The sequence below is a fragment of the Virgibacillus sp. JSM 102003 genome, assembly GCF_041949995.1.
Classification (GTDB): Bacteria; Bacillota; Bacilli; order Bacillales; family Amphibacillaceae; genus Lentibacillus.
This window is the reverse complement of sequence record NZ_JBHFQH010000001.1, coordinates 290,044-311,461: the sequence shown is the minus strand read 5'-3', so window position 1 is coordinate 311,461 and position 21,418 is coordinate 290,044. Positions and strand designations below refer to the sequence as shown.

The window sequence follows — 21,418 nt, the reverse complement described above, 5'->3', positions numbered from 1 at the left end:
GAGAGGAAATTATTTAGTCACTATAGTTTATGAAATAAAGTTCAAACGGTGAGTACAATTATGTGAATTTTAAATCTTAATCATTTCTCTTTAGATGGATATTTATATATAGAATTTATTATTTTGTTATACTATTAATAGAAGTTATGTGACTCCATAATTTTTCCTCATTAACCTTCATCCTTTTTCATAATTAAAAGGAGGCTATCATGTTACATGAAATTTTGGAATCAAACCAATTCATATTACTAATGGCATTATTACTAATCATAAGTGTTCTTGTTACCAAGTTCTCTACACGCTTAGGAGTTCCTTCCCTTGTTCTTTTCATCGGTGTCGGTATGCTGGTGGGTAGTGACGGTTTAAACATTATATACTTTGATAATGCCACAATAGCGCAATTAATAGGTATTGTTGCACTTATAATTATTTTATTTGAAGGTGGTTTACAGACACAATGGACAAAGATAAAATCTGTATTGCCATCCGCGCTGACTATGGCAACGTCGGGTGTACTGATTACTACAGGGGTTGTTGCAGCTGCTTCTAAATATATGCTTGGTATTTCCTGGCTAGAGGGTTTGCTATTAGGGTCTATTGTGGGATCTACTGATGCTGCTGCTGTATTTGCTGTATTAAAGGATAAAAATATCAAAGGGAATATTAAATCGACGCTTGAAGCTGAATCGGGATCAAATGACCCAATGGCAATGTTTTTGACGCTTTCATTTATTCAGTTAATTACACAGGACCAAGCAGGGATAGGCTCATTAATATGGTCATTTTTCTGGCAGATGGGGATTGGGTTATTATGCGGGCTGATAATTGGAAAAGCTGGCACTTTGTCAATTAACCGTATTAACTTGGATTCAAGTGGACTGTATCCTATATTTGGCCTTGCATTCGCATTTTCTGCATACAGCATAGCTGCATTGGTGGATGCCAGTGGATTGCTTGCTGTTTATGTTGCTGCACTAATTATTGGTAATTCAGAATTAACCTATCGCCATTCTATTCTTCGATTTAATGAAGGGTTTGCTTGGATGGCGCAAATTGTTATGTTTGTTATATTAGGGTTATTTGTTTTTCCAGCTGAACTGTTCCAATGGAATTACCTTATTAATGGATTGTTAGTGTCAGTTGTTTTAATATTTGTTGCACGGCCAATTGCTGTATTTCTGAATTTAATGAAATCACAATATAATGTTAAGGAAAAAGTATTTTTATCATGGGCCGGTTTACGTGGAGCGGTTCCAATTGTATTATCAATATTTCCTATGCTGGCAGAAGTTGAGGGAAGTCAGGTAATGTTTAATGTTGTATTTTTTGTTGTCTTAACATCTACACTGATACAAGGGTCTACTATTACATATCTGTCCTCCAAATTAGGGTTGGAAAGTGAAATCAAAGAAAAACCGGTACACTCTTTAGAATTAATTTCAATGGGAAAAACCAATGTGGAGATGGTTGAATATGATGTAACAAGTAAAAATGAAATTATTGGTAAAACCCTTGAAAGTATGGCGCTGCCGGATAATGCATTAATCAATGCAATTATACGAGATAATGAAATTATTACACCTAACGGGCAAACAGTAATAAAAGAGAATGATACGCTTTATATATTGGTATCCCGAAAGAGTAAGCGGAATTTAATAAAACTATTAGAAGAAGACACTGACAGTGCATAAGTATCCAACTTTCGCAGCGTAAAATGAACACATAAACCTTGAAGGAATTAGAAAGGCTGAAGAGACACTACTTGAGTTGACTTTGAATTAACGGTACGTATTTGATATAAACTGCGAACTAACACGGAAAATGGTTGAGTGCTCTGACACCGCTTCGGAAATACACTACGCGTACCAAGGGCGGCTGATGAGCCTCCTTGCTCCTACGTCGCTGCATAGTCTCATCTAGGCGCAAGCTCCCACAGGAGTCTCCGTGTATTTCCTCCGCTAGTATTTGTTCATTATAACTTGATAAAATAACAAAATATACATTGTGATGGATAAAGTGGAAAAATTTTAAAAACCATTTAAACTAGCAGCTGGAATATGCGAGACTCCTGTGGGAAGAACAAGCTAGGCGAGACCCCGCAGGCGAGGTACGAGCTGAGGAGGCTCGGCACTTGCCCACGGAAAGGGAGCATATTCCAGCTGCGTGGTTAGAGAAACTTACAAATTTCACTAGTTCGCAGTATATATCTTATGTGAACAAAAAACTTTCATCAGTGTTGTCAAGACAACAATTAAAAACGTTCTGAGTTTATCAAAGATAGCTGTTTGAAATTATTCTATAGATGCGAAAGTTGAGTACCTATAAATGAAAAAAATAAAAATATGCTCGAATTATGTTAAAATAAGTCTAAGGAAACATATTGGGGGGTTACCCGTTTGGAAAATGATTTATCAAGAGAAGCAGTAGCAAATGTAGAAAAGAGACTTCGTTATATATCAGGTGTTATCAAACAGAATGGCCGGAAAATATTAAATAATTACCCAATTACATCACCACAATTTATTGCATTACAATGGTTGATTGAGGAAGGCGATTTAACAATTGGGGAGCTTTCGAATAAAAATGGGTTAGCATTTAGTACTACAACTGATCTAGTAGACCGCATGGAGAAAAATAACCTGGTTGAAAGGATAAGAGATGCAAACGATCGCAGGGTTGTAAGAATTCATGTTTTAAAAAAAGGCAACTCCATTATTCAGGAAGTAATTCAGAAACGGCAAGCCTATTTGGGAGAGGTTTTATCAAACTTTTCAATAGAACAAACGGATTCGTTAAATGATTTATTGACGTTTTTATATGAACAAATGCAATCGGTAAATGAAAAATAACAACATAGAAGAGGCGATTTTTTTGAATCAGGCAATAGGGGTTATTGATTCTGGTGTGGGAGGTTTAACAGTTGCAAATGAGCTAATGCGGCAGCTGCCAAGAGAAAATCTTATTTATTTAGGTGATACATTAAGATGCCCATATGGTCCAAGATCAAAAGAAGAAGTAAAAAAGTTTACGTGGGAAATGGTTGATTTTCTACTTCAAAAAGATATAAAAATGCTTGTCATAGCATGTAATACTGCAACAGCTTTTACACTTGCTGAGCTTCAAAAGGAATTGGATATACCGGTTATTGGTGTCATCCAGCCTGGTGCCAGAGCAGCAATTAAATTTACTCATAACAGTCATGTTGGGGTGGTCGGTACAGAAGGAACTGTAAGAAGTAATGCATATACAAATGCGTTACAGAGTATTAAGGCAGATATTCATGTAAATGCATTGGCATGTCCGTTGTTTGTCCCAATGGTTGAACAAGGAATTTTATCTGGTACACACGCTGAACAAGTGGTGGAAGAATCACTATACCCAATGAAAATGAATAATCATATCGATACATTGATCCTCGGGTGTACACATTATCCTTTAATTAAAGAAACAATCCAATCCATTATTGGTGATCATGTTACAATTATATCTTCCAGTGAGGAAACAGCTCGTGAAGCAAGTACTATTCTGGAATTTCATAATCAGTTAAATAAAGGTAATCATATACCGGATCATAAATTCTACACAACCGGTGAGTTGGAGATTTTCTCTAAAATAGCTGAACGTATTTTTATGAAATCAGTTGATAAATTCCACTCTGTTACGATACAAAAAGCATTTATATAAAAATCAATCAGAATCCCATTTTTAATGGAGATTCTGATTTTTTTCTGGGCAGTTAAAAAATTATAAATCCTTACATGCTTCATAATTACAACAAAGGTTTATCTATATGAAGTCTTGGACTCCAGAGTATAAGGGGTACTAAGAATTCAAAATACGCTTTTCATAAGAATCCCTTTAACGAATGCCAATTTTTCTAAAAAGGTTGGTCTAATTTTACGATATGCTCGTATATATAATAGTACAAACCATCGTAGGAGGGAATAGCATGCAGAAGCGCAGTACATTACTTTTAATTATAACGGTGTGTCTTTCTATTATATTGACTGGATGTTTCCAAGGAGAACAATCAATTGATAATGAAGAAATGGATCCACCTAAAGATGCTGAGGCTGTAAATGATTTGGAAAATGTATCAGATGAATCGGACTCAGAGGATGTTGATGAGGAAACCGATGGCGAAGCGGCACCAGAAACAGTTGGAAGAGAATTATATTTAATTGATTCAAATGGTATGGTTGCCTCACAAACATTGCAATTACCACAGATTGAATCCAAGGAGGTAGCAACACAGGCACTCCAACACTTGGTAAAAGGGGGACCTGTAACATCCTTATTACCAAATGGATTTCAGGCAGTTTTACCAGCAGGAACACAAGTTAATAGCTTAAGTCTTGAGGAAAATGGAACGTTAGTAGTAGATGTGTCCGAGGAGTTCAAAAATTATGAGAAACAAAACGAGGTAAAGGTCCTTCAGGCAATGACATATACATTAACGCAATTTGATAGTGTAGATAATATCAAACTGCGGATTAACGGAGAGGCGCAAACTGAGATGCCCGTTAATGGAACTCCTATTGGTGAGGGTTATTCAAGAGTGAACGGGATTAACCTTATTGAATCTGATAGTGTTGACTTGATGGCCAGTAAGCCTGTTACGTTATACTATCCATCTGTACATGATGACAATCAGTATTTTGTTCCGGTGACACAGTATATTAATGTTGAGAACCAGGATCTATATGGTTCGGTAATTAGAGCATTACTGGAAGGCCCAGGTGTTGAAGCTAATGTACAGCATGTTTTCAACAATCAGACAGAACTTACAAGTAACCCAAGTTTAAGAGATGGTGTGCTTGAATTGGAATTTAGTGAGGAAGTACTTCAGGATGGGGAACAAGCAGTGATATCAGATGAAGTAATGGAAACATTAGTACGCACCTTAACAGAAGATCAATCTGTGGAGGCTGTACAAGTGAAAGTTGAAAATGTCGAGACATTGTTTAATGAAAATGGAGAACCATATACGACTCCAGTTACAAAGCAAACATTTTCGAAAACTGAAAAATTATAATTAAAGGGCTGTGATAAGCAGCCTTTTTTGTTTGTGCAGGAGAATCATTAGCGTTGCATAAAATTTTTAGATAAAAGTCAAGAAAAAATGCTATATATAATAATCGACAATAATGGCAATTATTACTTTAAAAAACAATAAAAAAATCCTTATAATTAGGTATTTGTAGTCCTTATCCAAATATATCTAATTATAAGGAGAAAATATGAACAAAGATAAGGATGACACAAAAACCACAATTAATAAAGTCATTGATAGAGCAAATATAAGCATGTGTTTTGCCAATATCCTTAGGCTATGTATCGTCAAACAAAAGCTGGGGTCAAAAATCATCGACTAAGACCGCCGCTTTGTGCGGCAACGTCGACCTACCCGCAGCGCTGATCACAGTCCATACGGGGCTGAACAGGCGCTTATGCTTTTGTTCTTGGCAGTTAACAAATTATATATCATTTTTACTGTGTAACTAAGGTTACGCGGTGTGCCTGGTTTTCTAAACAATCCACGCTCTGCAGAAACCGAAGTGTCTGAAAGTATGTATTATCGTGTTTCTTTCGCAGAAAATATGTTAGGATAATTCTATCGTAAGTGTAGGAATAAGGAGGAATACGTTTAAGTGAGAATTGATCAAAGAGATAACAATGAATTACGCCAAATAACAATTATACCAGATTTTGTTAAACATCCTGAAGGGTCTGTACTTATTCAGGCAGGAGGCACTAAGGTTATTTGTAATGCAAGCATTGAGGACAAGGTCCCCCCATTTATGCGAGGCCAGAAAAAAGGATGGATTACGGCTGAATATGCTATGCTCCCTCGAGCAACAAACCAACGAAACATCAGGGAGTCTTCTAAGGGTAAAGTAAGTGGGAGAACGATGGAAATACAACGATTAATTGGTCGAGCCCTACGTTCAGTAGTTGATTTGGATCAGATTGGCGAGCGTACAGTTTGGGTGGATTGTGATGTTATCCAGGCTGACGGTGGTACAAGAACTGCTTCTATCACAGGTGCATTTGTCGCTGTAGTCCTAGCTTTCGGCAGATTAATTGCAGATAATAAAATTGAAAAAATGCCTGTAACTGATTTTCTCGCAGCGATATCTGTTGGCGTATTGTCTGATGGTACGGAAGTAGTAGATTTGAACTACGGTGAAGACTCAGAAGCTCTTGTTGATATGAACGTGGTAATGACAGGTGCCGGAGAATTTGTTGAGATACAGGGCACTGGGGAAGAGGCAACATTCACCAACAGCCAATTACAGGCGATGCTAGGACTCGCTAATGATGGAATGCTCAAAATTAATACCATACAAAAACAAATACTGGCAGAATTAGCTGATAAAATAGGTGAAACAAAAATAAATGGAGACGATTCATAATGAAAGAAATAATCATAGCAACTAAAAATCCTGGGAAAGCAGAGGAGTTTAAAACATTCTTTGCAAAATTTAATATTAAAGCAGTTTCCTTGCTGGACTTGTCTCAGTCAATAAATGACATTGAGGAAACAGGGGTGACGTTTGAAGAGAATGCTGCAATAAAGGCAGAGCAGATAGCAAAGTTAATGAATAAGCCGGTATTAGCTGATGATTCAGGTTTGATGATTGATGCATTGGATGGCAGACCTGGTATATTTTCTGCAAGATATGCAGGTGAACCTAAAGATGATAACGCAAATATAGCAAAAGTATTAGCTGAGCTAGAGGATACGAAAGAACCTGATCGTACAGCTCGTTTTGTTTGTGTGTTGGCAGTAGCGTCGCCAGACATGGATACTGTTTTTAAAAAAGGTTATTGTGAAGGTAAAATCTCTGTTTCTCCAAAAGGTTCAAATGGATTTGGTTATGACCCTATTTTTATACCTAAGAACTGTACAAAAACGATGGCAGAGCTATCTTCTGATGAAAAAAACAATATTAGTCACCGGAGTAATGCCATTAAGCAGCTGGAAGATTGGATTGAAACTATATAGGTGATAATGTGAGGTGTTATTATGCCGAGTGTTTTAATTGTAAGTGATAGTCATGGTTCTACAAATGAACTAAACAAAATTAAAGAGCGACATGATTTAAAGTATATGATACATTGCGGGGATTCAGAATTAGATATGGATGCTCCAGAGATGGATGGCTTCATAAAAGTTGCAGGAAATTGTGATTTTGATTCTAGATATCCATTAGAACAAACAAGCTTAATCGAAGGTCTTCGCTTCTTTGTTGCACATGGACACCATTATCAAGTGAAAACAAATTTAATGACAATAGCGTACCGCGGAGAAGAAGAAGATGCTCAGGTAGTATGTTATGGTCATACACACATTGCTATGGCTGAAAAAGTTGGAAATCAACTGGTGATTAATCCTGGCAGTATTCTACTGCCTAGGGTAAGGGCTGAACAAACATATGCTATCTTAGAATGGGATAACTTAGATGAAGTCCAGGTGAATTTTTATACAGTTGAAGGTGATTTTATGGAAGACCTTTCGCTTAATATTGCTTTCAAGTAACACTTGTTGGCAGTTAAGAAATCACCATGGATGCTGAATGCGCAGCCAGCATCTATCATGGAAATTATTTTTCATATCACAGATTTGAGGATTTGCGGACACCAGGGACCTAATATCATACAAATACAGTCAAATAACTATGATATATGTGAAATAAGAGCTTATGTGTCCGGATAACCTAGAGAAAGTTACTTATATATAAAAATAACGTCTCCTGTGTCCGCTAAAATCGTCTAAAGGCGGGGAATGCCAAGTTTACTATCTTTTGATTGAGGAGAATAATTAGACTGGATGAAAAACATTTATATCTATTGACAAATATTTTCAGAGTGCATATAATAATTCTTGTTCGTTTAAATATCCTTATGTAATTTAGGTAGTTGTAAATTTTCAATCACAAACGAATAGTTTTGGTAAAACTTTATAGTATGCGGGTGTAGTTTAGTGGTAAAACTTCAGCCTTCCAAGCTGATATCGTGGGTTCGATTCCCATCACCCGCTCCATGTGTCCCAGTAGCTCAGTAGGATAGAGCAACAGCCTTCTAAGCTGTGGGTCGCAGGTTCGAATCCTGCCTGGGACATCATCTGGAGAAACCTATCAACAAATTCATAGGTTTCTCTTTTATTATCTTAGGAGTTTAATTTTCGAATAACCGGGTATGTATATTTATTATGGGAAAAACTAAAATAAAATCAGAAAGGAGTGAATAGAAAAACATGCAGAGCAATAAGGAAAATGTAATTCTTTTTCCCAAGTGGCGAACAGCTTTAGAAGAAGAAAGTTTGAACGCAATTAAGGAGAAGAGATATGAGGAAGCATTAACAAAGCTTGATAAGTTATTAAGTTATCATGTTGATAATCATGAAATTGTGATAGGCAAACTGATTTGTCTCATGGAAATGGATCGTTATGAAGAAGCACAGGACTTATGTGAAGCGTTACTGAAACATAAAGATGAAAATTATTATCATTACTTACATATTTACTTAACAATATTGTTCCAGACCAGTCAATATGAATTGTTAATGGAACAAGTAGAATTTGAATTTGAGTCAGAAACGGTTCCGGAAGTGATTTACGAACAATTTCAGCAACTTTATGATATGAGTAAGAATATGAAGAATGAAATACGTAATGAAAAGTCTTCCGAATACATAGGAGAATTATTAAAGGCTGTTGAACAGGAAAATCATATCCAGCAATGGCGTTTAGTTGAAAAAATGCGTAAAATAAATGCTAACCCGACAGACTCAATCAGAAAGTTACTTATAGAAAACTATGTCCACCCGGTAACCAAAACAGCGATATTTAAGTGGCTGCAGGAAAAAAATATTTCAGACGAGGTAACCGTAAACAAGCTTAATAAAGAATTGACTATAACACCGGTGAATGTACCCGACATCAACTCACATAAAACAATGAAACAGACTCTTCTATTAATTAATGAACTGGAACAAAAGAACCCATCATTGTTTCAATTAGTTGAAAGGCTTTTATACCGATATGTATATGTAAGGTATCCAATCATGCCAAATGATAAGGACATCATTCATATAGCTGAAGCATTATCGAATATTGGTGAAGAATATTTGGACATACATACAGAAGATAATAAGCATTTGGATGAACAGGTTAAAAGATATATAGATGAAATCAAAATGTGCGAAGCCTTATACTTAACGATCATTGAAGCATAGTCTGCAAAGTAGGCCTAATGCTTGAAAGCACTAGTAATTATGTTATAATGAGATGGTTGTAAACTTGATCATTATATATATTTATTTATATTGATGAACGTGAAATTTAAAAGGAATATTAGATTTTGGAGGGAATTTTTTATGTCAGCAAAATGGGAAAAACAAGAAGGTAATCAAGGGGTACTAACAATAGAAGTAAGTCCTGAAGAATTTGACCGCGGCTTGGATCAAGCATTCAAAAAGGTTGTGAAAGATGTTCAAATTCCGGGCTTTCGTAAAGGAAAAGTACCACGTAAAATATTTGAAAATCGCTTTGGTGTAGAATCATTATATCAGGATGCTGTTGATATTATTTTACCAGACGCTTATATGAAAGCTGTTGAAGAGACTGGTATTGAGCCAATTGAACAACCTGAAGTTGATATCGAAGAAATTGAACGAGGAAAAGAACTTATTTTCACTGCAAAAGTTACTGTTAAGCCAGAAGCAACTTTAGGTGAATATAAAGGCCTGGAAGTTGAAGGACAATCTGTTGAGGTTACAGACGAAGATGTAGACCATGAAATCGAACATCAGCGTGAACATCAAGCAGAACTGATTATCAAAGAAGAAGGTACAGTAGAAGAAGGCGACACGGTCGTTATGGACTTTGAAGGTTTCTTGGATGGAGAAGCATTTGAAGGTGGTAAAGGTGAAGATCACTCATTAGAAATTGGATCCGGTCAGTTCATTCCTGGATTTGAGGAACAATTAGTTGGTAAAAAATCAGGTGAAGAGACCGAAATTGAAATTACCTTCCCTGAAGACTACCATGCCGAACAATTAGCTGGTCAAAAAGCAGTATTTGAAGTGAAAATTCATGATGTTAAAACAAAAGAATTACCGGACCTTGATGATGAATTTGCAAAAGATGTTGACGAAGAAGTAGAAACACTTGAAGAGCTAAAAAGGAAGAAAAAAGAAGAATTGGAAGCACAAAAGAAACAAGATGCTGACAACCAGATGCGTGAATCACTAATTGAACAAGCTTCAGAAAATACAGAGGTAGAGATTCCAGAATCAATGGTAAATACCGAACTTGACCGTATGCTCAAAGAGTTTGAACAACGTTTGCAACAGCAAGGTATGACAATGGATATGTATTTCCAATTTTCAGGACAGGATGAAGATGCATTGAAAGAACAAATGAAAGAAGATGCCAAAAAACGTGTCAAAACTAATTTGACATTAGAAGCAATTTTCAATGCTGAAAATCTTGAAGTAACAGATGAAGATGTAGAGGCAGAACTAGCAAATATGGCTTCCATGTATGGAGCTGAGGTTGAGCAATTGAAGCAAATGTTAGGCGGAAACGGTGACGCTATTAAAGAGGATCTTAAATTTAAAAAAGCTCTTGATTTCTTAGTTGAAAATAGTAAAACAGTATAATCACTTTGCTTGAGAATAGATTAGATGATGAACATTAATGAACAAGGTGCGAACAAATCGCACCTTGTTTTAACGTTGCAATCATAACTATGTTCCTCTCCCGCATTGCATCGAGACTGATATGTTTTGCAGTTAATACATTTTTACTGCATAAGTGAAACAAAGGCCTAATGATAAGCCCTAGTTTATCTAAACTTTATTTGAAAGTGATAAAATTTGTTATCTATCGTATTTAACTAACATACGATAATTAAGGACAGAATATATAGTTGTTTTTATATTTCGATTTTAGTTAACAATGTAACATAAAGCATAAGTAGTTTAATTTGACTTTTTAAAAAAATTCTCCATAATTAAATGATAAATAAAGGAGACAGTTATCGTTTTGTTTTCTGATTTTGATTTGATATGATGACAGTGAAAGTTAAATTATTAAAAGATGAAGATGAGAAAAGATTTAAACTTTTAGGAGTGAAATGCATGTTTAAATTTAATGAAGAAAAAGGACAATTAAAATGTTCATTTTGTGGGAAAGGTCAAGATCAGGTTCGTAAGTTAGTTGCCGGACCTGGTGTTTATATATGTGATGAATGTATTGAACTTTGCACAGAAATAGTTGAGGAAGAACTCGGTACGGAAGAAGAAACCGAGTTTAAGGAAGTACCTAAACCAAAAGAGATTTGTGAAATTCTTAATGATTATGTAATCGGTCAGGAAAAAGCCAAGAAGAATTTATCTGTAGCGGTTTATAACCACTATAAACGAATTAACACACCTAAAAACTCAGATGATGTAGAGCTTGCAAAAAGTAATATCGCAATGCTAGGACCGACAGGCAGTGGTAAAACGCTACTTGCACAAACACTGGCCAGAATTTTAAATGTTCCTTTTGCTATGGCTGATGCAACGTCACTTACTGAAGCTGGATATGTTGGCGAAGATGTTGAGAATATCTTATTGAAGCTTATTCAATCTGCAGATTATGATGTGGAAAAAGCAGAAAAGGGTATCATTTACATCGATGAAATTGATAAGGTTGCACGTAAATCAGAAAATCCATCAATTACACGTGACGTGTCTGGTGAAGGTGTACAGCAAGCACTGTTAAAGATTCTTGAAGGAACTGTTGCAAGTGTTCCACCACAAGGCGGACGTAAACATCCTCATCAGGAATTCATCCAGATCGACACGACTAACGTGCTATTTATAGTTGGTGGCGCTTTTGATGGTATTGATCAAATTATTAAACGCCGTCTTGGTAAGACAGTAATTGGGTTTGGGTCTAACGAAGAACAACAAGATCTTGAAATGGGTGAACTCCTACAAAAAGTATTACCAGAAGATCTGTTGCGTTATGGTCTTATTCCTGAATTTATCGGAAGAATACCAGTTGTAGGAAGTCTTGAACCATTAGATGAAGAAGCGCTAGTTGAAATATTAACAAAACCTAAAAACGCACTGGTAAAACAATATGTAAAATTATTCCAAATAGATGATGTTGAACTTGAGTTTGAAGAAGAAGCTCTTATTGAAATAGCCAAAAGAGCAATTGAACGAAAAACTGGTGCTAGAGGTTTACGATCAATCATTGAAAGTATTATGCTGGATGTTATGTTTGAATTACCATCACGCGAGGACATAGAGAAATGTATTATTACAAGGGATACAGTTCTTCAGGAAAATGGAAGTCCAAAACTTGTGCTGGTTGATGGTACTGTCAAAGAAGGAAATGAAAAGCTTCCTAAGGAAAGTGCATAATCCATTTGGGTAAGTAAATAATATGAGACTGACTGGCTTATGATCATCTTCAATAATACTTTATTGAGGTTCCAAATCGTTTGCCAAATGTCAGTCTCTTTCTTATTGTTTAATGTGATTAGTATTTCAACATCAGGCAATACTAAATACAGTCATTATTAAGGGTTTTTTTCGTTTACAAATGGGAAAGTTTTCTATAAACTTTAAGCAATAATCAAAAATACATAATCATTATCAGTACATATTATGGAGGTACAAACTATGACAAAAGATACAATTCAGCTTCCCCTCCTTCCATTACGCGGATTACTCGTTTTTCCATCGATGGTATTGCATTTGGATGTTGGGCGTGATAAATCCGTTACAGCATTGGAAAAAGCAATGATGGGTGACCAGACAATCTTTCTTGCTGCCCAGAAAAAGGTGAGTTTAGACGATCCAGAGCCAAAAGACATATATAGAGTTGGTACAATAGCAAAAGTAAATCAAATGTTGAAACTGCCAAATGGAACAATGCGCGTCTTAGTAGAGGGACTTCGTCGTGGGGAAATTATTCAATTTAACGAGGAAAGCGAAGAATTTAATGTTGAAATTAAAGAGATTGAAGAGCAGCATGTTGAGAAGAATGAAGAAGAAGCACTTATGCGTTCACTACTCGGGCAATTTGAACAATACATAAAGGTATCTCAGAAAATCACAAAAGAAACATTAGAAACGGTTTCAGATATTGATGAACCAAGCCGATTTGCAGATATTATTACGTCACACCTATCCTTGAAAATTAAAGATAAGCAGGACCTTTTAGAAACAGTAAATGTAAAAGAAAGGCTACAGCAATTAATAAAATTAATAACAAATGAGAAAAAAGTACTTGATTTAGAAAAGAAAATCGGTCAACGTGTTAAAACATCTATGGAGAAAACACAAAAAGAATATTATTTGCGAGAGCAATTAAAGGCTATACAGAAGGAACTTGGCGAAAAGGATGGAAAGTCTGGAGAAGTTGGCCAGTTACGAGAAAAAGTTGAGGAATCAGATATGCCTGAACGCATCGTCGAGGTTGCAATGAAAGAACTAGATCGCTTTGAAAAGGTACCGCAAAGTTCTGCCGAAAGTTCAGTTATCCGGAACTATGTCGAATGGCTACTGGCATTACCATGGACGGAAAAAACCAAAGATACAATTGAGATTAATAATGCTCAAAAAATATTGGATAGAGATCATTACGGATTGGAAAAGGTGAAGGAACGTATTCTTGAATATTTAGCTGTACAAAAACTGACTGAGTCTATTAAAGGGCCAATTCTTTGTCTTGTGGGTCCTCCAGGAGTTGGGAAAACTTCACTGGCCAAGTCTATTGCAAGTTCGATAAATCGAAATTTTGTTCGTGCTTCACTTGGTGGTATAAGAGATGATGCTGAGATACGAGGTCATCGCCGTACCTATATTGGTGCTTTGCCAGGAAGAATAATACAAGGAATGAAAAAAGCTAAAACTGTCAACCCAGTATTTCTGCTAGATGAAATAGATAAAATGTCCAATGATTTTCGTGGCGATCCATCTGCGGCAATGCTGGAAGTACTTGACCCAGAACAAAACAGTAATTTCAGCGATCATTTTATTGAAGAAACATATGACTTATCGAATGTACTTTTTGTTGCAACTGCGAACTATGTTAATAATATTCCAGGACCGTTGCTGGATCGTATGGAACTTATTTCTATTTCTGGATATACCGAAGTTGAAAAGCTGCATATTGCTAAAGAACATCTATTATCCAAACAGCTTAAAGAAAATGGACTGACGAAAAATAATTTGCAGATTCGTGATGGCGCTTTATTGAAATTAATCCGTACGTATACGCGAGAAGCGGGTGTGCGAGGATTGGAACGTCAGCTTGCTACTCTATGCCGGAAAGCAGCAAAAATTATTATTTCTAAAGAGAAAAAGCGAGTTGTAGTTACGGAGAAAAGTATAGAGGAATTACTAGGAAAACCTCTATTTCGTTATGGTGTAATGGAACAGGAAAATCAGGTAGGTGCAGCTACAGGGCTTGCATATACGGCAGCTGGAGGGGATACTCTGTCAATTGAGGTTTCCCATTACCCAGGCAAGGGCAAACTTACACTTACAGGCAAACTTGGTGATGTTATGCAGGAATCAGCACAAGCAGCTTTCAGTTACATTAGGTCACGCGCAAAAGAATTAAGTATTGATCCTGATTTTTATGAAACATATGATATTCATATCCATGTTCCTGAAGGTGCGACACCAAAGGATGGCCCTTCTGCAGGAATTACAATGGCTACAGCCCTCGTCTCCGCATTAACAGGAAGAGCAGTTAAAAAAGAAGTTGGTATGACTGGAGAAATAACATTACGCGGGCGTGTTTTACCTATCGGTGGGTTAAAGGAAAAATCCTTAAGTGCTCATAGAGCAGGGATCAAAACAATTATTATTCCTGAGGAAAACGAGAAGGACATCGAGGATATTCCAGAAAGTGTTCGAAGTGGTCTTACATTTATTCCGGTAAACCATCTGGATCAAGTATTAAAACATGCGCTTACGGAGGAGAAAAATGAAAGTAACTAATGCAGAAATTGTAATTAGTGCAGTTAGTCAAAAACAATACCCAAACGACCAGCTTCCAGAGGTTGCACTTGCTGGTCGTTCAAATGTTGGAAAGTCATCATTTGTTAATAAGCTAATTCATCGCAAGAATTTAGCACGTACTTCTTCAAAACCAGGAAAAACACAAACATTAAATTTTTATAAGATAAATGAAGCATTTTATTTTGTTGACGTACCTGGTTATGGTTATGCCAAGGTCTCCAAAAAGGAACGAGAAAAATGGGGAGGCATGATGGAGGAGTATTTTGAAACGAGGGATACGTTAAAAGCTGTTTTATTAATTACAGATATCCGTCACGAGCCAACTAAAGACGACGTGCAAATGTATGCTTTTTTAAAGCACTTTGAGTTACCAGTAATTGTAATTGCAACCAAACTGGACAAAGTCCCTAAAGGCAAACATGCTCAACATTTAAAGCGAACAAAACAAACGTTACAAGTGGACCCAGAAGACACTGTGATTCCTTTCTCTGCAGAAACTGGTCAAGGAAAAGATGAATCATGGAGTGCGATAAGAAGCTATATTAATATTTAATTATTTGACAGCAGCAATAAAAAAAACTCTTTCCTCCAGTGAGCAGGGAAGAGTTTTTTAGTGCGACTAAGGCTGTTGCACTAAGGGTTATTTTCAGAAAATTTAAAAGATAAAGAGAGTATTTAAAAGAATTATACCGTATAGATAAGTATAAACGAGATATAATTTCTACAGTATATTAAATGTTCATATGGTTGTCTATATGAAGATTTTTGCCATTCATTCATTTATCACAATGTTGATATAATTTACATATCAGTATGCTGCTACTATTGACGCGGGTTATTAGTATGAAAAATAGAGAGGGAAGGATGTTTAGTTCATGAAAAAACTGAAAATTACAGTATTTTTCGCTTTAATAATTATGTTTTTAGCTGCATGTGGAGGAGGGAATGATGGGGCTAATAGTGGTGATTCTTCTTCAGGTGAAGGAAGTGGATATAATTTGATTGAAGAAGGGAAACTTAATTTTGCTTCATCAGGGGAATTTAAACCTTTCAGTTATATGGAAGATGGAGAAATGGTCGGGTATGACGTTGCAGTTGCTAATGCGATTGCTGAAAAATTAGGATTGGAAGCAGTGCCGAATAAATCAAAATTTGCAGGTATTGTAACAGGTGTTAAACAAGGGCGTCACGATATTGCTGTTGCAAGTCATACGATTACTGAAGACCGATTAAAAGAAGTTGATTTTTCAGAACCTTATTATTACTCAGGTCCAGTAATTTATACTAGACCTGGTAGTGATATACAGTCAGCTGATGATCTTGATGGAAAAGAAATCTCCGTTTCCAGAGGCTCTACTTACGTTGAAATGGCACAGGAATATACTGATAATATTCCACAAGTTGATAGTGATGTTGTAGCTCTTCAATCATTAGCAAAAGGACATCACGATGCTGTAATAACTGATGCAATTACGGGAAGTACAGCAATTGAAAATGGATTGGAAATTGAGGCGAAGGAACAATTAGGTGTGAGCAAGCAAGCAGTAGGCGTTGCCAAAGATAATGATAAATTACTAAAAGATATTAATCAAGCATTGAAAGAATTAAAAGAAAGTGGAAAACTTGCAGAGTTATCCAAAGAGTATATCGGCGCAGATATAACACAGGAACCAGATAATGCAAGTGAATAATAGTATGCAAATGTGCGCATAATTATGCGCACATTTGTGCCTTAAAAGGAGTTGACATATTTGTCTGCAATTACGCATTTTATTGAAGTTTTTACAGGTAGTTTTGATTTATTTTTAAAAGGTCTTTGGCTGACATTTGAATTATCTGCAGCTTCATTACTGATTGCATTTGTAATTGGTTTATTTTTTGCTATACTTAAAATTTCAAATATAAAGATTCTTCAATGGATAGCTGATGCGTATATTTGGGTTGTTCGAGGAACTCCTCTGATTGTACAAATCTTCGTTCTTTATTATGGCCTTGCAGAAATTTTCCTTATTCCAATGTTCTGGGCTGGTGCAGCGGGACTTGCTTTTCATAGTGGTGCATACATTGCTGAAATTATTCGTGGTGCGATTCAGTCAATTGACAAAGGGCAGAGAGAAGCTGGAAGGACGCTTGGGATGACTAGTGGTCTTACAATGCGAAGAATTATTTTACCACAGGCCTTCCGTCGTGCTGTACCGTCACTCGGGAATCAATTTATTATTGGTATTAAGGATTCTTCGCTTGTCTCATTTATTGGTATGCAGGAATTGTTTGGGGTTGCCAGTACAATGGGTTCGAATAACTTTGATTACCTTCCGTATTATCTTACTGTAGCAATTTATTATTTATTTATTGTACTGATTCTGACATTACTGGTAAACATGTTAGAAAAGAAACTGGCACAAAGCGATTAAGCAGGAGGGATAATATGAGTGAAAAACAAGAAATGATTAGAGTTGAAAAGTTGAATAAATCTTTCGGAGATTTACATGTTTTAAAGGATATTGATTTGACAGTTAAAGAAAGTGATGTTGTCGTGCTGATTGGTGCAAGTGGTTCCGGAAAAAGTACCTTATTACGCTGTTTAAACTTTTTGGAAATGAAGAATAACGGAATAATAACAATTGAAGGCGAGCAAATAGAAGAGAGCACACATGATTTAAATAGTGTACGTCAGCGGGTTGGCATGGTGTTCCAGCATTTTAATCTTTTTCCCCACAAGACAGTGATTGGAAATGTTATTGAAGCTCCTATTCATGTGAAAGGAATGATTAGGGAGCAAGCTATTAATGAAGGGAAAAGGATGTTGGACAAAGTTGGATTAGGTGACAAGTACAATGTATACCCCTCCACACTATCAGGTGGCCAGAAACAGCGTGTCGCAATCGCAAGGGCATTGGCAATGAAACCAGATGTTATGCTGTTTGATGAACCAACATCAGCATTGGATCCAGAATTAGTTGGTGAAGTATTATCGACAATGAAGGAACTCGCTGATGAAGGGATGACTATGGTTGTAGTTACACACGAAATGGGCTTTGCGCGTGAGGTTGGTGATTGGGTATTCTATATGCATGATGGCAAGATTGTAGAATATGGTCCGCCTAATGAATTGTTTGACAATCCAAAAGAAGATCGAACACAAGCTTTTTTGAGTTCAATTTTATAAGTGAAAAGAAAGAAGCTGAGGCGTTACCCATGGAAAGCGTAGTGAATTTTTCCGTAGCGGCGTCATAGCATTCAGCTATTTTTCCACGTTACTTCGCATTGTATATCTAATCGCCAACATTAGAAAACTATGGCACTCACCAGCCTTTTGTTTAATGCCATAGTTGCACTTATGCAGTAAGAAAGTAGTTATACTTTATTAACTGCAAAAAATCCGAACTAATTCGAATTCTACTTCAAGAATTTTGAATCATAGTTCGGATTTTAATTTGGCTGAAACACTCCTCTTGTCACAGCCTTATTTTTTCTTTTTCAGCCAATAAATACCTATACCAATTAATATTACAGGCCAGAATTTCTCAAGAAACGCTGTCAGTTCATAAATCCAATTAAATGCAGAAGGTAATCTTATCGAAAACATGAAGAGAATCGATAAACCGGTTAATATCAGTCCAGTCGCGAAACCTTTTTTAGTTCTTAAGGCTCGAACAATAAAAGCTATGCCCACAATCATTGGGTATACTGCCCAGTGATCTATCCAAAACTGGTAGTATTCTATTCCATGAAAGTGAATACCTAAGCCTAATACAATTGTCCCGCTGAATAAATGCTGATAATCTTTGGATGTATAACTATGAATAAGTAATGCGAGTCCAATTATAATAAGAAATGTTGGCCATGAGTAGAAATCAGTTATTATGGGAATTCTAAGTTCTCTTAGCAAAAAATAAACTCCAATACCAATTAATATATATGCTGCAAACGAATTTTGTCGTTTCATTGTAGGACACCTCTTCCAGGATTCGATTAAATAGGCGAAATTCTTGCTTCTCATGTTCACGTATGGTAGAGTACAAACGAGTTATGAGTTATATAACAATATACGAATATCCTAACATATTGTTTCAAATTCTGTTCACATTTATGAAAAATGTGTGGAATTACCTATGTTATAATTGAATTATTGAGTAATGTTTAAAGCTTTTGGGGGTAGTTATCGTGCACATACTTAAAGTTGGGTTTAATTACAAATCAACCCCTGTCGAAACGAGGGAAAAGCTAACTTTTTCTGAAGATAATCTCGACCAGGCTATGCTTCTTTTGAAAGAGCAAAAAAGTATATTGGAAAATGTAATTGTTTCCACTTGCAATCGTACAGAGATATACGCGGTTGTTGATCAGCTTCATACAGGGCGCTACTATATCAAACAATTCCTAGCTGATTGGTTTCAAATAGATAAGGAAGAATTTACTTCTTATTTGCGGATATCGGAAAGTGATGGAGCAATTGAGCATCTTTTACGTGTGTCTGCAGGCCTTGATTCCATGGTCTTAGGTGAAACACAAATACTTGGACAGGTGAAACAATCGTTTTCAACTGCCCAACACATGAATACTACTGGCACGGTTTTTAATGAATTATTTAAACAGGCGATTACGTTTGCAAAACGGGCCCATAAAGATACAGCGATAGGACAGCATGCTGTGTCTGTTAGCTATGCAGCTGTTGAGCTGGCAAAGAAAATATTTGGTGATTTAGAACAGAAGCATGTTGTTATCCTAGGCGCCGGGAAAATGGGTGAACTAGCTGCCAAAAATCTTCATGGATCTGGTGCAACAAAAATCACAGTAGTTAACAGAACCTATGAAAAAGCTGTAGCACTGGCTGAAAAGTTTCAGGCCAATGCAGCTCATACAGATCGCTTACATGAGCTAATTAATGATGCCGATATTTTAATCAGTTCAACAGGATCCGATTCAGTTGTATTGACAAAAGATGTTATTGAGCCAATACAGAAGAAACGTAAAGGCAGACCACTATTTCTAGTGGATATTGCTGTACCTAGAGATTTGGATCCTGAAATTAGTGATTTAAATAGTGTGTTTTTATATGATATTGATGATTTACAGGGGATAGTTGATAAAAACTTAGCTGCTAGAGAAAAAGCCGCAGAGACTATAGAGATTATGCTTGAAGCTGAAATCGTTGCTTTCAAAGATTGGCTGCAAACACTTGGAGTTGTTCCTGTGATTTCTGCACTACGACAAAAGGCGTTATCTATTCAGGCAGAAACGATGAAAAGCATCGAACGAAAAATGCCGGATTTAACAGCTCGCGAGAAAAAAGTGCTAAACAAGCATACAAAAAGTATTATAAATCAGCTTCTGAAGGAACCTGTAACACAAGCAAAAGAGTTAGCAGCTGAAGAAAACCGGGACGAGTCCTTGGATCTTTTTATAAATATTTTTGGAATTGAAGAGGAAGTTCAAAAGGAACTATCGAAACAAACAAAAAAAAATGAAAGTTCAACAAAAATAAAACAAAATGAAGAAGTATCCTTTCCTGTATTTGAAAGAACATCACCACAGTAAGATGAAAGGATTCCCATTATGTTCGAAATAAAATGGCTATATGAAATTATTCTTATTATCTACGGACTGAGTTTGTTTGGGTACTTTATTGATTTTATACAACATAACCGGAGGGCAAACAGAATAGCCTTCTGGTTACTTAGTATGGTTTGGATTATTCAAACCGCTTTTTTATTCAACCAGATATTCATCGAAAAAAATTTTCCGATATTCACATTATATGATGGCTTATACTTTTATGCATGGGTGCTCGTCTCTTTTTCGTTAATTATAAATAAACTTTTTCGGATTCATTTCATTTTATTTTTTACTAATTTGTTGGGTTTCTTTGTACTACTACTATACATTTCAACAAGTGCACAGGAACATATGCAAGGCCAAGGGATTCAACTAGTAAATGAAATACTGATCACACATATCACGTTAGCCATTGTCTCTTATGGTTTTTTCACCATATCCTTTCTCTTTTCTATCATGTATATAGCGCAATATCGGTTTCTAAAAGAAAAAAAAGGATTGCGATGGATGTGGAGATTTGGTGATCTGAATAGGCTGGATTCGTACTCTTTTAAAGCAGTGACAATCGGGGTTCCATTATTAACTATCGCGATTATTCTAGGCGTTGGGTGGGCATATGTATCGAATGCCGAATTTTATTGGTTTGATTTGAAAACAATTGGTTCCATACTGGTTCTAGCTGTTTATGTCATTTATTTATTGTTACGGCTTGTAAAAGGCTATCAGGGAAAAGCGATTTCAGTCTATAATACAGCAGCATTTCTAATCTTATTAATTAACTTCTTTTTGTTTAACATATTATCGAATTTTCATTTCTAA

General features: G+C 36.1%; 18 protein-coding genes and 2 tRNA genes. 19 read left to right on the top strand and 1 reads right to left on the bottom strand.

Annotated features, from left to right (window positions below):
- Positions 1-209: 209 nt before the first annotated feature.
- From ACE1TG_RS01605 to ACE1TG_RS01525, 17 genes are all read left to right on the top strand, one after another.
- Positions 210-1,691, top strand: a complete 1,482-nt coding sequence (locus ACE1TG_RS01605) for a potassium/proton antiporter (RefSeq protein WP_375050601.1) — start codon at positions 210-212, stop codon at positions 1,689-1,691.
- Between the two features lie 705 nt (positions 1,692-2,396).
- The gene (locus tag ACE1TG_RS01600; protein ID WP_375050600.1) at positions 2,397-2,849 is read left to right on the top strand and encodes a MarR family winged helix-turn-helix transcriptional regulator; all 453 of its coding nucleotides are present in this window, start codon (positions 2,397-2,399) and stop codon (positions 2,847-2,849) included.
- A 22-nt stretch (positions 2,850-2,871) separates the two neighbouring features.
- The gene (racE, locus tag ACE1TG_RS01595) at positions 2,872-3,684 is read left to right on the top strand and encodes a glutamate racemase (protein WP_375050599.1); all 813 of its coding nucleotides are present in this window, start codon (positions 2,872-2,874) and stop codon (positions 3,682-3,684) included.
- 265 nt (positions 3,685-3,949) lie between these two features.
- The gene (locus ACE1TG_RS01590) at positions 3,950-5,035 is read left to right on the top strand and encodes a GerMN domain-containing protein (RefSeq protein ID WP_375050598.1); all 1,086 of its coding nucleotides are present in this window, start codon (positions 3,950-3,952) and stop codon (positions 5,033-5,035) included.
- Between the two features lie 616 nt (positions 5,036-5,651).
- Complete coding sequence (rph, locus tag ACE1TG_RS01585; protein ID WP_375050597.1) at positions 5,652-6,416, top strand: ribonuclease PH; 765 nt, start codon at positions 5,652-5,654, stop codon at positions 6,414-6,416.
- Entirely contained in the window at positions 6,416-7,009 is a 594-nt protein-coding gene (locus ACE1TG_RS01580) for an XTP/dITP diphosphatase (RefSeq protein ID WP_375050596.1), read from the top strand. Before rph ends, ACE1TG_RS01580 begins: the two co-directional genes overlap by 1 nt.
- A 21-nt stretch (positions 7,010-7,030) precedes the next feature.
- Positions 7,031-7,543, top strand: a complete 513-nt coding sequence (locus ACE1TG_RS01575) for a metallophosphoesterase (RefSeq protein ID WP_375050595.1) — start codon at positions 7,031-7,033, stop codon at positions 7,541-7,543.
- A gap of 430 nt (positions 7,544-7,973) precedes the next feature.
- A tRNA-Gly gene (locus ACE1TG_RS01570) sits at positions 7,974-8,047 on the top strand.
- 3 nt (positions 8,048-8,050) lie between these two features.
- Positions 8,051-8,124 (top strand) — tRNA-Arg (locus ACE1TG_RS01565).
- Between the two features lie 136 nt (positions 8,125-8,260).
- The gene (locus ACE1TG_RS01560; protein WP_375050594.1) at positions 8,261-9,241 is read left to right on the top strand and encodes a DUF3196 family protein; all 981 of its coding nucleotides are present in this window, start codon (positions 8,261-8,263) and stop codon (positions 9,239-9,241) included.
- Positions 9,242-9,382: 141 nt separating this feature from the next.
- Positions 9,383-10,669 carry a trigger factor gene (gene tig, locus ACE1TG_RS01555; RefSeq protein ID WP_375050593.1) on the top strand — a complete coding sequence of 429 codons (1,287 nt, stop codon included), beginning with the start codon at positions 9,383-9,385 and terminating at the stop codon, positions 10,667-10,669.
- 480 nt (positions 10,670-11,149) lie between these two features.
- Complete coding sequence (gene clpX / locus ACE1TG_RS01550; protein ID WP_375050592.1) at positions 11,150-12,427, top strand: ATP-dependent protease ATP-binding subunit ClpX; 1,278 nt, start codon at positions 11,150-11,152, stop codon at positions 12,425-12,427.
- A gap of 261 nt (positions 12,428-12,688) precedes the next feature.
- Positions 12,689-15,019, top strand: a complete 2,331-nt coding sequence (lon, locus tag ACE1TG_RS01545) for an endopeptidase La (RefSeq protein WP_375050591.1) — start codon at positions 12,689-12,691, stop codon at positions 15,017-15,019.
- Positions 15,006-15,593 carry a ribosome biogenesis GTP-binding protein YihA/YsxC gene (gene yihA, locus ACE1TG_RS01540; RefSeq protein WP_375050590.1) on the top strand — a complete coding sequence of 196 codons (588 nt, stop codon included), beginning with the start codon at positions 15,006-15,008 and terminating at the stop codon, positions 15,591-15,593. The genes lon and yihA overlap by 14 nt, the downstream gene beginning before the upstream one ends.
- Positions 15,594-15,915: 322 nt before the next feature.
- Positions 15,916-16,731, top strand: coding sequence for a transporter substrate-binding domain-containing protein (locus tag ACE1TG_RS01535; protein ID WP_375050589.1), 816 nt, complete (start codon positions 15,916-15,918; stop codon positions 16,729-16,731).
- A gap of 60 nt (positions 16,732-16,791) precedes the next feature.
- Entirely contained in the window at positions 16,792-17,454 is a 663-nt protein-coding gene (locus tag ACE1TG_RS01530) for an amino acid ABC transporter permease (protein ID WP_375050588.1), read from the top strand.
- Positions 17,455-17,468: 14 nt separating this feature from the next.
- Positions 17,469-18,209 (top strand): amino acid ABC transporter ATP-binding protein, encoded by a 741-nt coding sequence (locus tag ACE1TG_RS01525; protein ID WP_375050587.1) that lies wholly within the window; start codon positions 17,469-17,471, stop codon positions 18,207-18,209.
- 297 nt (positions 18,210-18,506) lie between these two features.
- Here ACE1TG_RS01525 and ACE1TG_RS01520 read toward each other — a convergent pair whose 3' ends face one another.
- Positions 18,507-18,989: a LiaI-LiaF-like domain-containing protein gene (locus tag ACE1TG_RS01520; RefSeq protein WP_375050586.1), complete on the bottom strand. Its 483-nt coding sequence runs from the start codon at positions 18,987-18,989 to the stop codon at positions 18,507-18,509.
- A 218-nt stretch (positions 18,990-19,207) separates the two neighbouring features.
- On the opposite strand from ACE1TG_RS01520, the gene hemA reads away from it, so the two are divergent.
- Positions 19,208-20,581 carry a glutamyl-tRNA reductase gene (gene hemA / locus ACE1TG_RS01515; protein WP_375050585.1) on the top strand — a complete coding sequence of 458 codons (1,374 nt, stop codon included), beginning with the start codon at positions 19,208-19,210 and terminating at the stop codon, positions 20,579-20,581.
- A gap of 18 nt (positions 20,582-20,599) precedes the next feature.
- Positions 20,600-21,418, top strand: coding sequence for a cytochrome C assembly family protein (locus ACE1TG_RS01510; RefSeq protein WP_375050584.1), 819 nt, complete (start codon positions 20,600-20,602; stop codon positions 21,416-21,418).

What these genes read in the sequence shown, in the direction of transcription:
- ACE1TG_RS01605 (WP_375050601.1), top strand. Translation starts at nt 210, where the DNA reads ATGTTACATGAAATTTTGGAATCAAACCAATTCATATTACTAATGGCA.
- ACE1TG_RS01590 (WP_375050598.1), top strand. Translation starts at nt 3,950, where the DNA reads ATGCAGAAGCGCAGTACATTACTTTTAATTATAACGGTGTGTCTTTCT.
- ACE1TG_RS01580 (WP_375050596.1), top strand. Translation starts at nt 6,416, where the DNA reads ATGAAAGAAATAATCATAGCAACTAAAAATCCTGGGAAAGCAGAGGAG.
- ACE1TG_RS01575 (WP_375050595.1), top strand. Translation starts at nt 7,031, where the DNA reads ATGCCGAGTGTTTTAATTGTAAGTGATAGTCATGGTTCTACAAATGAA.
- ACE1TG_RS01560 (WP_375050594.1), top strand. Translation starts at nt 8,261, where the DNA reads ATGCAGAGCAATAAGGAAAATGTAATTCTTTTTCCCAAGTGGCGAACA.
- tig (WP_375050593.1), top strand. Translation starts at nt 9,383, where the DNA reads ATGTCAGCAAAATGGGAAAAACAAGAAGGTAATCAAGGGGTACTAACA.
- clpX (WP_375050592.1), top strand. Translation starts at nt 11,150, where the DNA reads ATGTTTAAATTTAATGAAGAAAAAGGACAATTAAAATGTTCATTTTGT.
- lon (WP_375050591.1), top strand. Translation starts at nt 12,689, where the DNA reads ATGACAAAAGATACAATTCAGCTTCCCCTCCTTCCATTACGCGGATTA.
- yihA (WP_375050590.1), top strand. Translation starts at nt 15,006, where the DNA reads ATGAAAGTAACTAATGCAGAAATTGTAATTAGTGCAGTTAGTCAAAAA.
- ACE1TG_RS01535 (WP_375050589.1), top strand. Translation starts at nt 15,916, where the DNA reads ATGAAAAAACTGAAAATTACAGTATTTTTCGCTTTAATAATTATGTTT.
- ACE1TG_RS01525 (WP_375050587.1), top strand. Translation starts at nt 17,469, where the DNA reads ATGAGTGAAAAACAAGAAATGATTAGAGTTGAAAAGTTGAATAAATCT.
- ACE1TG_RS01520 (WP_375050586.1), bottom strand. Translation starts at nt 18,989, where the DNA reads ATGAAACGACAAAATTCGTTTGCAGCATATATATTAATTGGTATTGGA.
- ACE1TG_RS01510 (WP_375050584.1), top strand. Translation starts at nt 20,600, where the DNA reads ATGTTCGAAATAAAATGGCTATATGAAATTATTCTTATTATCTACGGA.